Annotated in this window: 19 protein-coding genes; 2 read left to right on the forward strand and 17 right to left on the reverse strand. The window is 57.6% G+C overall.

Going from position 1 to position 10183, the window contains the following annotated elements; genetic code table 11:
• Positions 1–35 precede the first annotated feature (35 nt).
• The 17 genes from IE188_RS11430 to IE188_RS11510 form a co-directional block, all read right to left on the reverse strand.
• Entirely contained in the window at positions 36–614 is a 579-nt protein-coding gene (locus IE188_RS11430; RefSeq protein WP_191286614.1) for an adenylate kinase, read from the reverse strand.
• Complete coding sequence (gene secY / locus IE188_RS11435) at positions 611–1966, reverse strand: preprotein translocase subunit SecY (protein WP_191286615.1); 1356 nt, start codon at positions 1964–1966, stop codon at positions 611–613. The genes IE188_RS11430 and secY overlap by 4 nt, the downstream gene beginning before the upstream one ends.
• Positions 1967–2072: 106 nt before the next feature.
• Positions 2073–2543, reverse strand: coding sequence for a 50S ribosomal protein L15 (rplO, locus tag IE188_RS11440; RefSeq protein ID WP_191286616.1), 471 nt, complete (start codon positions 2541–2543; stop codon positions 2073–2075).
• A 159-nt stretch (positions 2544–2702) separates the two neighbouring features.
• A complete protein-coding gene (locus IE188_RS11445; RefSeq protein WP_191286617.1) occupies positions 2703–2846 on the reverse strand; it encodes a hypothetical protein in 144 nt (47 codons plus the stop codon).
• Between the two features lie 161 nt (positions 2847–3007).
• Positions 3008–3709, reverse strand: a complete 702-nt coding sequence (locus tag IE188_RS11450) for a hypothetical protein (protein ID WP_191286619.1) — start codon at positions 3707–3709, stop codon at positions 3008–3010.
• A 154-nt stretch (positions 3710–3863) separates the two neighbouring features.
• Positions 3864–4052 carry a 50S ribosomal protein L30 gene (gene rpmD, locus IE188_RS11455; protein ID WP_191286621.1) on the reverse strand — a complete coding sequence of 63 codons (189 nt, stop codon included), beginning with the start codon at positions 4050–4052 and terminating at the stop codon, positions 3864–3866.
• 12 nt (positions 4053–4064) lie between these two features.
• Positions 4065–4634: a 30S ribosomal protein S5 gene (gene rpsE / locus IE188_RS11460; protein ID WP_091428170.1), complete on the reverse strand. Its 570-nt coding sequence runs from the start codon at positions 4632–4634 to the stop codon at positions 4065–4067.
• 109 nt (positions 4635–4743) lie between these two features.
• Positions 4744–5103: a 50S ribosomal protein L18 gene (gene rplR / locus IE188_RS11465; protein ID WP_091428169.1), complete on the reverse strand. Its 360-nt coding sequence runs from the start codon at positions 5101–5103 to the stop codon at positions 4744–4746.
• An 11-nt stretch (positions 5104–5114) separates the two neighbouring features.
• On the reverse strand, positions 5115–5648 hold the full coding sequence (rplF, locus tag IE188_RS11470; RefSeq protein ID WP_191286623.1) for a 50S ribosomal protein L6: 534 nt from the start codon (positions 5646–5648) through the stop codon (positions 5115–5117).
• 12 nt (positions 5649–5660) lie between these two features.
• Positions 5661–6053, reverse strand: a complete 393-nt coding sequence (gene rpsH, locus IE188_RS11475; RefSeq protein WP_191286624.1) for a 30S ribosomal protein S8 — start codon at positions 6051–6053, stop codon at positions 5661–5663.
• 13 nt (positions 6054–6066) lie between these two features.
• Positions 6067–6372 carry a 30S ribosomal protein S14 gene (gene rpsN, locus IE188_RS11480; protein WP_191286628.1) on the reverse strand — a complete coding sequence of 102 codons (306 nt, stop codon included), beginning with the start codon at positions 6370–6372 and terminating at the stop codon, positions 6067–6069.
• A gap of 19 nt (positions 6373–6391) precedes the next feature.
• Positions 6392–6955: a 50S ribosomal protein L5 gene (gene rplE / locus IE188_RS11485; RefSeq protein WP_191286629.1), complete on the reverse strand. Its 564-nt coding sequence runs from the start codon at positions 6953–6955 to the stop codon at positions 6392–6394.
• Positions 6955–7260 carry a 50S ribosomal protein L24 gene (rplX, locus tag IE188_RS11490; RefSeq protein ID WP_133484945.1) on the reverse strand — a complete coding sequence of 102 codons (306 nt, stop codon included), beginning with the start codon at positions 7258–7260 and terminating at the stop codon, positions 6955–6957. Before rplX ends, rplE begins: the two co-directional genes overlap by 1 nt.
• A 1-nt stretch (position 7261) precedes the next feature.
• Positions 7262–7630, reverse strand: a complete 369-nt coding sequence (rplN, locus tag IE188_RS11495) for a 50S ribosomal protein L14 (protein WP_005621870.1) — start codon at positions 7628–7630, stop codon at positions 7262–7264.
• 86 nt (positions 7631–7716) lie between these two features.
• Positions 7717–7947 (reverse strand): 30S ribosomal protein S17, encoded by a 231-nt coding sequence (gene rpsQ, locus IE188_RS11500; protein ID WP_191286630.1) that lies wholly within the window; start codon positions 7945–7947, stop codon positions 7717–7719.
• A 14-nt stretch (positions 7948–7961) separates the two neighbouring features.
• On the reverse strand, positions 7962–8162 hold the full coding sequence (gene rpmC / locus IE188_RS11505) for a 50S ribosomal protein L29 (protein ID WP_191286631.1): 201 nt from the start codon (positions 8160–8162) through the stop codon (positions 7962–7964).
• A 178-nt stretch (positions 8163–8340) separates the two neighbouring features.
• Positions 8341–8826 carry a bacterioferritin gene (locus IE188_RS11510; RefSeq protein WP_191286632.1) on the reverse strand — a complete coding sequence of 162 codons (486 nt, stop codon included), beginning with the start codon at positions 8824–8826 and terminating at the stop codon, positions 8341–8343.
• Positions 8827–8949: 123 nt separating this feature from the next.
• On the opposite strand from IE188_RS11510, the gene IE188_RS11515 reads away from it, so the two are divergent.
• Complete coding sequence (locus IE188_RS11515) at positions 8950–9573, forward strand: TIGR02466 family protein (RefSeq protein WP_191286633.1); 624 nt, start codon at positions 8950–8952, stop codon at positions 9571–9573.
• A 187-nt stretch (positions 9574–9760) separates the two neighbouring features.
• Positions 9761–10135, forward strand: a complete 375-nt coding sequence (locus IE188_RS11520) for a hypothetical protein (RefSeq protein ID WP_191286634.1) — start codon at positions 9761–9763, stop codon at positions 10133–10135.
• Positions 10136–10183 lie beyond the last annotated feature (48 nt).

Below are 10183 nucleotides of genomic sequence, written 5' to 3' on the forward strand. Positions count from 1 at the left end.
GAACCATTCGCATCACCAGGCACCGTGAAAACGGCTCATGCGTCCAGAATACCCGCGATCTCGGCCTGCACTTCGTCAATCGTGCCCAATCCGTTCACCGACCGCAGATCCCCCTTGGCATAGTAGTAACCAATCAAGGGCGAGGTCTTCTTGTAATACTCCATCAGGCGGATCTTCAGGCTTTCCTCGTTGTCGTCGGCGCGTACGGGTTGGCCCGCCTTGCGTGCCTCTTCCGCGCGACCGACGATGCGACCGACCAGCACTTCGTCATCAACCTGCATCTCGATCACCGCATCCAGCGATTGGCCGTGCTTCTCAAGCAATGCGCCCAAGGCATCGGCCTGTGCCAGCGTTCGGGGGAAGCCATCAAAGATGAACCCGCCGCCGTTATCGCCTTCCAGCTTTTCTTCGATCAGGCCGATGACGATCTCGTCAGTGACAAGTTCGCCCGCATCCATGATCGCGGCAACCTTCTTGCCCATCTCGCTGCCCGAGGCTTTCGCTTCGCGCAGCATGTCGCCGGTGGACAGTTGGATCATGCCACGTGCTTCAACGAGCTTCGCGGCCTGCGTGCCTTTGCCAGCGCCGGGCGGTCCAAGCAGAATGATGTTCATCGACGCGACGGAGCCTTCTTCGAACGCTTCTTGCCGCGCAGCTGCGACTTCTCGATCAGACCTTCATACTGGTGGGCCAGAAGATGCGACTGAACCTGTTGGATCGTGTCCATCGTCACCGACACAACGATCAGAACCGAGGTGCCGCCGAAATAGAACGGGATCGCCAACTGGCTGCGCAGGATTTCCGGCAGAAGACAAACGGCGGCCAGATAGGCCGAACCAAGGACCAACAGGCGGGTGACCACGTAATCCAGATACTCGGCGGTTTTCTTGCCGGGACGAATGCCGGGCACAAAGCCGTTCTGGTTCTTCAGGTTGTCGGCAACTTCATCCGTCTTGAACGCCACTTCTTTCGTATAGAAGAAGGTGAAGAACACGATCATTGCCGTGAAGAACAGCAGGTAAAGCGGCTGACCCGGCCCGAAATAGGCCAGGATGACCGACATCACCGGCCCCGCCTGCCCCGACGAGAAAGTCGAGATCGTGGTTGGCAAAAGCAGCAGGGCCGAGGCGAAGATCGCCGGGATGACGCCCGCCGGGTTCACCTTGACCGGCAGGTGCGACGACCCGCCGTCATAGACCTTCATGCCGACCTGGCGGCGGGGGTATTGAATGTGGATCTTGCGCAGCGCGCGTTCCATGAACACGACGAAGGCAATCACCGCAACCACCATCACCAAGACACCGATGATCACCGCAGGGCTGATCGCACCAGACCGGCCCGAAGCCAGGAACTGCGCCAAGGCGGCGGGGATCTCGGCCACGATGCCGACGAAGATGATCAGCGAAATACCGTTGCCGATGCCGCGCGCTGTGATCTGTTCACCCAGCCACATCAGGAACATGGTGCCGCCAACAAGGGTGATCACACAGGCGGCGATAAAGAACATGCCGGGGTTGGTGACAAGATCACCGGCTTGCAGGCTGTTGGCCAGCGCGAAAGCCTGCCCGGTGGCCAGCAGAACGGTGCCATAGCGGGTGTATTGGTTGATCTTCTTGCGACCTTGTTCGCCCTCTTTCTTCAGCTGCTTCAATGGTTCCCACATGGAAGACAGAAGCTGCACGATGATCGAGGCCGAGATATAGGGCATGATGCCCAAAGCAAACACGCCCATACGGCTCAGTGCGCCACCAGTGAACATGCCCAGTACGCCCGCGATGCCGGATTGCGCCTGATCCATGAATTCGCGCAGGGCGGTGCCGTCAATCCCCGGAATGGGGATATAGGTGCCAAGGCGATAGATGATCAGAAGCCCGATCGTGAAGAAAATCCGCTGACGCAGCTCGGTCGCCTTACCAAAGGCGCCCCAGCTCATGTTCGCGGCCATTTGTTCTGCTGCAGATGCCATAAGGCCCCCTCGATCCATGTAAAACACCGCCGGACCGTTCCCGGCTCCGGCGGCGCTTGAAAACGTGAGTAGACATGTAAGGGGCGGCGGCGCCCCTCACAAGGTCTTATTCAGCCGCAGCCGGAGCAGCGACGGTCAGTTTGCCGCCCGCTTTTTCGACAGCTTCAACAGCCGATTTCGACGCGCCGGTCACGGTGATGTTGGCTTTGGCGGTCAGTTCGCCTTTTCCCAGCACACGGACACCGTCCAGCTTGCGGCGCACCAGACCCGAGGCAACCAGCGTGTCCTCGGTGATCTCTTTGGCGTCCAGCTTCTTCTCGTCGATGAATTTCTGGATCAGGCCCAGGTTCACAACAGCGAACTTCTTGCGGTTCGGCTTGTTGAAACCACGCTTGGGAAGGCGCTGATAGATGGGCATTTGCCCGCCTTCAAACCCCTTGATGGCCACGCCCGAACGGGATTTCTGACCTTTGATACCACGACCACCGGTCTTGCCCATGCCCGAACCGGGACCACGGCCAACGCGTTTGCGGGGTTTGGTTGCGCCTGGATTGTCGCGCAGTTCATTCAATTTCATGTCGCTTCTCCTTGCCGGAACTGACCCACGAAGCGGAAGGGGCCAAACACGGCTTTTCTTGGTTTTGATTCTGTGGCGCAAGACGCCACCGGGGGCGTATAGACCCTTGCCGCGCTTCGCGCAAGTCTGGCGACCATCGCAATGCGCTGATGGCGGTCGTTACTTGTTGCAGCCGCGCAGATACTCGGTCCAGGTCGGAACGCAGTCCGAGGTCAGGAAACGATGTGCGGCCGATTGGACGGCGGTGATCACCTCGGCGATGGCATTGGCCAGCGGGGCGACGGGGATAACAAGGGCGTTCATGGTATTGGTCCTAATCGGGATTGATATGTTCGCGCCCTGATAGGAGGGAAGTGATCAGACAACCACCGATGAATCCGAAAGGCCGGGTTGCGGGGCGTGCATGGGTAGGGGAGGAAACGCTATCTGGTTTTGGGTGAAAATCATAGAAGCGTACACTTTGTCTATTTTTTGAGAACCTTAGTGATCTTTTCAAGCTCCCTCCATATCTTCGTGATCGGGGGACTCGACGCAGACCGAGCCGAGAACTCAACCACGTTTAGACCGTGTTGGGACTCATAGGAGTTACCTTCGATATCTTGATAAGTTAGATTGACCTTAAATGGTTCTAGTGGGTCTTCACCCAACAGTTGATGACCGACCCCCAAGGAATAAGCCACGCTCCCCCCCTGAAGTATCACCTTGAGCGGTATCTGCCCTTGAAGTACCTCTGCCTCGAATGGCCGAGATATTAGCCTTGATGGGTCTGCGTTGTTTGGACGTTCAGTTTCGACAAATACATTCATCGCCGCTCCCGCACCAACGTTCGAGACACGCATTTCAATTAACATTGGCTCATCCGGGTGTTGATCCAAATGTGCAATCAACACTGGATCTGTTCCCGCCTGACGCATTCTCGATTGTTCCCTCAACGCCAGAAAGGAAATCACTAACGATACCGCAGCTATCAGTACCGCAGCAACAGCGGGAACCGCTTCTGAAGCCTTCAAATCTGAGATCCGAATTTCCCTGAGGTCACTGGCCAACCAAACACATAACGCGATTATGAGGCCGATGGTTATCCCTAGTGCGAGACGCCCGTCCGTCAGCCAACCATCTGACTTCAAACTCTTGGTGTGCCGAAACTCTGGCCTAAGCTGGCTCATATCGACTCCGCTCTTTCGCATACAATCGCAGATTGATATTCATGTTGTGCCGAATGGACTCTTTAGGCAACCGTCATCTAACAGATAACAAAAACACCCCGGCCATTTCTGACCGGGGTGCTGCAAATCTTCAAGAGGTGGTCCAAGCCGGGGCTCAGCCTTTCTCTTCGATGATCTCCACCATGTGTGGGATCGACGCAACCATGCCGCGGACGGCGGGGGTGTCTTCCAGCTCACGGGTCTTGTGCATCTTGTTCAGGCCCAGGCCGATCAGCGTCTGGCGCTGTTTGGCGGGGCGGCGGATCGGGGAACCGATCTGCTTGACGACGATGGTTTTAGCCATGGATCAGTCTCCTTACGCGTCTGCAGCTTCGGCGTCTGCCGGAGCTTCAGATTTTGCGCCCAGAATGTCGGCAACTTTCTTGCCGCGACGTTGGGCGATCATGCGCGGGCTGGCTTCTTTTTGCAGCCCGTCGATGGTGGCGCGGATCATGTTATAGGGGTTTTGCGACCCGATCGACTTCGACACCACGTCCTTGATGCCCAGCATCTCGAACACGGCACGCATCGGACCACCGGCAATGATCCCGGTACCTTCCGGAGCGGTCCGCATCACGACCTTACCGGCACCGTGACGACCTTCGATGTCGTGGTGCAGGGTGCGGCCTTCGCGCAGCGGCACGCGGATCATTTGGCGCTTGGCTTGTTCGGTGGCTTTGCGAATGGCCTCGGGGACCTCTTTCGCTTTACCTTTACCAAAGCCGACGCGGCCCTTCTGGTCGCCGACAACCACGAGAGCTGCAAAGCCAAAGCGCTTACCACCCTTCACGGTTTTCGACACACGATTGATCGCAACCAGGCGATCTGCAAATTCCGGGGTTTCGTCGCGGTCGCGACGGTTCCGGCGGTTCTCACGTTCTGCCATCAGAACATCCTTTCATGGTGGCGCACTTGGTCTGCGCCGTTCAACTCGATCCCAGTGGGCAGGTTGCCCCCGGATCATCGGAGGGGCGTTGCCGCCCCCCACAGGTTTCTTAGAACTTCAGCCCGCCTTCACGCGCGGCGTCGGCCAGAGCCTTCACCTTGCCGTGATACAGGAAGCCGCCGCGGTCGAAATAGCATTCTTCCACACCGGCCTTCTTGGCGCGTTCCGCGATTGCGGCCCCCACCTTGGCGGCTGCGTCGATATTGTTCTTGCCAACCACGCCCAGATCCTTCTCGAGCGAAGAAGCTGAAGCCAGGGTGACACCGTTCACATCGTCGATCAGCTGTGCGCTGATGTTCTTGTTCGAGCGATGCACCGACAGGCGCATCTTGCCCACGTTGTGCTTGCGCAGGCTGTTCCGGACGCGCAGGCGGCGCTTGAGGAACAGGGTCCGTTTGCTGTTTGCCATCTGTCTGGTCCTTACTTCTTCTTACCTTCCTTGCGGAAGATGTACTCGTCTTTGTATTTGATACCTTTGCCTTTATAGGGCTCGGGCTTACGCCATGCGCGGATGTTGGCCGCAACCTGGCCGACGAGTTGTGGGTCGATACCTTCGACAACGATTTCGGTCTGCTTCGGCGCCGTTACGGTGACACCCTCAGGGGCAACGTAATCGACGTCGTGCGACAGGCCGAGGTTCAGCTTCAGGACATTGCCCTGCATCTGGGCGCGGTAACCAACACCGTTGATTTCCAGCTCTTTCTTGAAGCCGTCGGTGACGCCCGTGACCATGTTGGCAACCATCGTGCGGCTCATACCCCACTGCTGACGGGCACGCTTGGACTTGCCGCGCGGCTCGACATTGATCTGGCTGTCCTCGACGGTGATGGTGACATCGTCGGTGGCGGTGAAGCTCAACGTGCCTTTCGGCCCTTTCACTTCAACGGTCTGACCCGACTGCGTCACAGAAACGCCGCTGGGCAGTTCGACCGGTTTTTTCCCAATACGAGACATACAAAGGCCTCCTTAGAAGACGGTGCAAAGCACTTCGCCACCAACATTCTGGTTGCGAGCGTTTGCATCGGACATGACGCCTTTGGGGGTCGAGACAATCGAAACGCCAAGGCCCTGACGGACCTGCGGGATGTCTTTCACGCCCATATAGACGCGACGGCCGGGGGTCGAAACCCGTTTCAGTTCGCGGATAACCGGAACGCCGTCAACGTATTTCAGGCTGATTTCAAGGGTGGGGTGCCCACGCTCGTCAGTGCCTTTTTCGTAGCCGCGGATGTAGCCTTCGTCAGCCAAAACATCCAGAACCCAAGCACGCAGCTTCGACGCCGGGGTCGAAACAACCGACTTGCCGCGCAGTTGCGAGTTGCGGATACGGGTGAGCATATCGCCGATAGGATCGTTCATATCTGTCTCTCCCTTACCAGCTTGATTTCACCAGGCCGGGGATCTGGCCGTTCGAGCCAAGTTCCCGCAGCGCGATCCGCGACACCTTCAGCTTACGATAGTAAGCGTGCGGACGACCGGTCAGCTGGCAACGGTTGTGCAGCCGGGTCGCCGAGCTGTTGCGCGGCAGTTTTGCAAGCTTCAGGCGCGCCTTGAAACGCTCTTCCATCGACTTGCTTTCGTCGTTTGCGATTTCTTTCAGCGCGGCACGTTTGGCGGCGTATTTTTCCACCAGACGCTGACGCTTCTTCTCGCGTTCGATCATTGCTTTTTTAGCCATGTCTATTCCTTCCCGCGGATCAGCTGTTGAAGGGCATGTTGAAATGCTTCAGCATGCTCTTTGCTTCCGCGTCGGTTTTCGCGGTGGTGGCAATCACGATGTCCATGCCCCAGTTCTCATCAACTTTATCAAAGTCGATTTCCGGGAACACGATGTGCTCTTTCAGGCCCATGGCATAGTTGCCACGACCGTCGAAAGAGGTGCCCGAAACGCCGCGGAAGTCGCGGATACGGGGCATCGCAATGGTGATCAGACGATCCAGGAATTCATACATCCGGTCGCCGCGCAGGGTCACTTTCGCACCCAGCGGCATGTCCTCGCGGACACGGAAACCAGCGATGGATTTCTTGGCTTTCGTCGTCAGGGCCTGTTGACCTGCGATGATCGTCAGGTCAGCAACCGCCGACTTGGCTTTCTTCGAGTCCTTCACGGCTTCGGCGCCACAACCAATGTTCAGAACGATTTTTTCCAGACGCGGGATCTGCATGTCGTTCTTGTAACCGAACTCCTCTTTCAGGGCGGCACGGATGCTGTCCTTGTAAAGGGCTTTCAGACGGGGGGTGTAGTTTGCGGTATCAAGCATCAGACAGTCTCCCCGGTGGTTTTGGCGTAACGCACTTTCTTGCCGTCTTCCTCGCGGAAGCCGACGCGCGTTGCCTTGCCGTTCTTGTCCAGCAGGGCCAGGTTCGACAGCTGGATCGGCATCGCTTGCGGGATGCGACCACCTTGGCTGTTCTGGCTTTGGCGGGTGTGGCGGATGGCGATGTTCACGCCGTCAACGACAGCTTTGCCGGCCTTCGGGTCAACCGAGGTGATTTCACCTTGCTTGCCCTTGTCCTTGCCGGCCAGAACGACGACCTTGTCGCCTTTTCTCAACTTGGCAGCCATCTTACAGCACCTCCGGAGCCAGCGAGATGATCTTCATGAAGTTCTTCGCGCGAAGTTCGCGAACAACCGGGCCGAAGATACGGGTGCCGACAGGCTCGTTGTTGTTGTTCAGAATAACGGCCGCATTGCGGTCGAAGCGGATGGCGGTGCCGTCTTCACGACGGACTTCCTTGGCGGTGCGCACGACGACGGCCTTGCGGACGTCCCCTTTTTTCACGCGACCGCGCGGGATGGCTTCCTTGACCGAGACAACAATGATGTCGCCAACGGATGCGTATTTACGCTTGGAACCACCCAGAACCTTGATGCACTGAACCCGGCGAGCGCCAGAGTTGTCAGCAACATCCAGATTTGTTTGCATCTGGATCATGTGGTTTCTCCCGACCTTTGGGGCGCCGATGCGTGGCGTAACCCCCAGGGTTTCGACTTATGTCAAGTCGTCCGGGAAGGCAGAACTTAGCCTTCCAGAACTTCCCAACGCTTGGTTTTCGACTTCGGCGCGCATTCGATGATGCGGACGGTGTCGCCTGCCTTGTAGGCATTCTTTTCGTCGTGAGCGCGATATTTCTTCGACTTACGAACGGTTTTCTGAAGCAGCGGGTGCTTGAAGCGGCGTTCAACCGAAACCGTGACGGTTTGTTCGTTGGCGGCCGAGGTGACAACACCTTTCAGGATACGTTTGGGCATTCGTCTGGCTCCTCTTACTCAGCCGCAGCGCGGGCTTGTTCGTTCAGAATGGTTTTCACGCGGGCCGCATCGCGGCGCACTTTACGCATCTGAGCGGTGTTTTCGAGGGCGCCGGTGGCCTGCTGAAAACGCAGGTTGAAGGCCTCTTTCTTCAGCTCTGCCAGCTTTTCACGCAGCTGGTCAGGAGACTGATCACGCAGTTCCTTGGCGTTCATTCGCCTGTTCCTTTCCTTGCACCAGAAGGCTCTGCCCGGTTTGTGGCAGGTCACCCTGTGTCTGGTGGGTGAATGTCAAAACACACGAATCCCGTCGCCGGAATCCGTGAGATGTGGGTCTATATGAGACAACGGCGCTTATGGCAACAGCAAAGCGCCTGTTTTGTTCAGATAGTGCCTACGCTTCTTCCTCGCTGCCGCCACTGACGAATTTCGAGGCATAACGCTGCTCGCCGATCCGCTCGATCAGGCTAAGCTGAAGCTCAAGCCATCCGCGATGCCCGACTTCGTCGATCGCGATCTCTTCGAACAGGGCTTTCGTCGCAAGATCGTCTGCTTCATATGCGGCCTTGGACGCTTGTGTATAGAACACGATTGCTTCCTTCTCGTCCTTCAGGTCGGACTCGAACATCTCTTTCAACGTCTTGGCAGTTTTCGGCGTGGCGGCAAAGGAAATCTCGGGCTCGCCGCCCAGTTCAAGGATGCGCGTCATGAAGCGGCTGGAATGGCACAGTTCCTCCTGGAACTCGCCACGCATGGTTTCGGCCAGCTTGTCCAGCCCCCAGTCATCCAGCACATGGGCGTGCAGCTGGTATTGATGCGCCGCGGTCATTTCCATTTGAAGGGCCGTGTTCAGGTGTTTGCAAATCGTTTCGTTAGACATGTCCCAACTCCTTTTCTTCCGTGTTCGTCCTCAACGTAAGCATCTGCAAAATGCCTTCAACCAGCGTGCAAATATGTCGCATTAAGGCTCGCCCCTTTTTTACAAGTGTTCTACAACGTCCCCATGCCCAATATCTCCTCCCTCTTCGTGACCCGCCTATACCACGCTCAACTGTCCGAGTTTGACCCGAAGGTCAGCCAGGACGAGCTTTATGACAGCTGCTATTCCATCGCCGAGGATGACGAGGCCGGGCAGGAATGGTGCGAGGCCGAGGGCTATCCCGGCTACACCTCTTATGCCTCCCTGACCGACCTGCCCTGGCGTTTCCCGATCTTCAAGGATCTGGTCGACAGCTTGGACAAGCATGTCGCGGCCTTTGCCGAGGATCTGGAGTTCAATCTGGATGATCGCGAGTTGGTGCTGGAAGACATCTGGATCAACATCCTGCCCCCCGGCGGTTATCACTCGGCGCATATCCATCCGCATTCGGTCATTTCCGGCACCACTTATCTGGCCCTGCCCGAAGGTGCTGGCGCGCTGCGCTACGAAGACCCGCGCCACGCCCGCATGATGGCCGCCCCGCCCCGCCGCAAGAATGCCCGGGAAGAACTGCAAGGTTTCATCACGAAACGCCCCGCCGAGGGCGATGTGCTGCTCTGGGAAAGCTGGCTGCGGCACGAGGTGATGCAGAACACCGGCGAGGAAGAGCGGCTGTCGGTCAGCTTCAACTACAAATGGGGCGAATAGACTCGCCGGTCGGTGCGTCTCCGCCTGATGCAGACGACAACCGGGCGAAAAGCCGCGAAGCCAGCGGCAATCCCGGCGTGTGATATTGCATATCAACCCTGCCCCCGGCAGTTTCGCTTCGATTGGAACCCAGACGTTCGCAGGGTGTTTACCTAAAAGCCCAAACGAACAACGGATGGAGTGATTGATGAAAACCGCAACCAACACCGCCCTGGCGCTCGTGCTGATACCGCTGCTCGCAACCGCCGGTTTTGCCGGAAACGGCAATGGCAAGGCAAAGGGGCATGGTCAGGCAAAGCGGATGCACGGTGGCGCGATTGTCCAGAACTGCCCGCCCGGACTGGCCAAGAAAAACCCGCCCTGCGTCCCACCCGGCCTTGCGAAACCACGGGTTGGCGACCATCTGGATGACTACGATTATTATCGTTTCACTGACTATGACCGCGATCGGCTTGATCCGAACTATCGCTACTACCGCGTCGGGGAAATGATCTATCGCGCCGACCCGACCACCTTCAAGGTGATTGAAGTGATCGGATTGATGGACGATCTGTTGCGCTAAGCCCGTTGCAGGACTGCAAACCGACGACACCCCATGTCGGGAAACAGA

The organism is Aliiroseovarius zhejiangensis (assembly GCF_014656375.1).
Classification (GTDB): domain Bacteria; phylum Pseudomonadota; class Alphaproteobacteria; order Rhodobacterales; family Rhodobacteraceae; genus Aliiroseovarius; species Aliiroseovarius zhejiangensis.

Bases quoted from the DNA above. Each gene is read 5' to 3' on its own strand.
- rplF (WP_191286623.1), bottom strand. From the start codon at position 5,648: ATGTCTCGTATTGGGAAAAAACCGGTCGAACTGCCCAGCGGCGTTTCT.
- IE188_RS11520 (WP_191286634.1), top strand. From the start codon at position 9,761: ATGAAAACCGCAACCAACACCGCCCTGGCGCTCGTGCTGATACCGCTG.
- IE188_RS11430 (WP_191286614.1), bottom strand. From the start codon at position 614: ATGAACATCATTCTGCTTGGACCGCCCGGCGCTGGCAAAGGCACGCAG.
- rplO (WP_191286616.1), bottom strand. From the start codon at position 2,543: ATGAAATTGAATGAACTGCGCGACAATCCAGGCGCAACCAAACCCCGC.
- rplN (WP_005621870.1), bottom strand. From the start codon at position 7,630: ATGATCCAGATGCAAACAAATCTGGATGTTGCTGACAACTCTGGCGCT.
- rpmC (WP_191286631.1), bottom strand. From the start codon at position 8,162: ATGAACGCCAAGGAACTGCGTGATCAGTCTCCTGACCAGCTGCGTGAA.
- secY (WP_191286615.1), bottom strand. From the start codon at position 1,966: ATGGCATCTGCAGCAGAACAAATGGCCGCGAACATGAGCTGGGGCGCC.
- rpsN (WP_191286628.1), bottom strand. From the start codon at position 6,372: ATGGCTAAAAAAGCAATGATCGAACGCGAGAAGAAGCGTCAGCGTCTG.
- rpmD (WP_191286621.1), bottom strand. From the start codon at position 4,052: ATGGCTAAAACCATCGTCGTCAAGCAGATCGGTTCCCCGATCCGCCGC.
- rpsH (WP_191286624.1), bottom strand. From the start codon at position 6,053: ATGAACGATCCTATCGGCGATATGCTCACCCGTATCCGCAACTCGCAA.
- IE188_RS11445 (WP_191286617.1), bottom strand. From the start codon at position 2,846: ATGAACGCCCTTGTTATCCCCGTCGCCCCGCTGGCCAATGCCATCGCC.
- IE188_RS11510 (WP_191286632.1), bottom strand. From the start codon at position 8,826: ATGTCTAACGAAACGATTTGCAAACACCTGAACACGGCCCTTCAAATG.
- rplR (WP_091428169.1), bottom strand. From the start codon at position 5,103: ATGGCAAACAGCAAACGGACCCTGTTCCTCAAGCGCCGCCTGCGCGTC.
- rplX (WP_133484945.1), bottom strand. From the start codon at position 7,260: ATGGCTGCCAAGTTGAGAAAAGGCGACAAGGTCGTCGTTCTGGCCGGC.
- IE188_RS11450 (WP_191286619.1), bottom strand. From the start codon at position 3,709: ATGAGCCAGCTTAGGCCAGAGTTTCGGCACACCAAGAGTTTGAAGTCA.
- IE188_RS11515 (WP_191286633.1), top strand. From the start codon at position 8,950: ATGCCCAATATCTCCTCCCTCTTCGTGACCCGCCTATACCACGCTCAA.
- rpsQ (WP_191286630.1), bottom strand. From the start codon at position 7,947: ATGCCCAAACGTATCCTGAAAGGTGTTGTCACCTCGGCCGCCAACGAA.
- rplE (WP_191286629.1), bottom strand. From the start codon at position 6,955: ATGCTTGATACCGCAAACTACACCCCCCGTCTGAAAGCCCTTTACAAG.
- rpsE (WP_091428170.1), bottom strand. From the start codon at position 4,634: ATGGCAGAACGTGAGAACCGCCGGAACCGTCGCGACCGCGACGAAACC.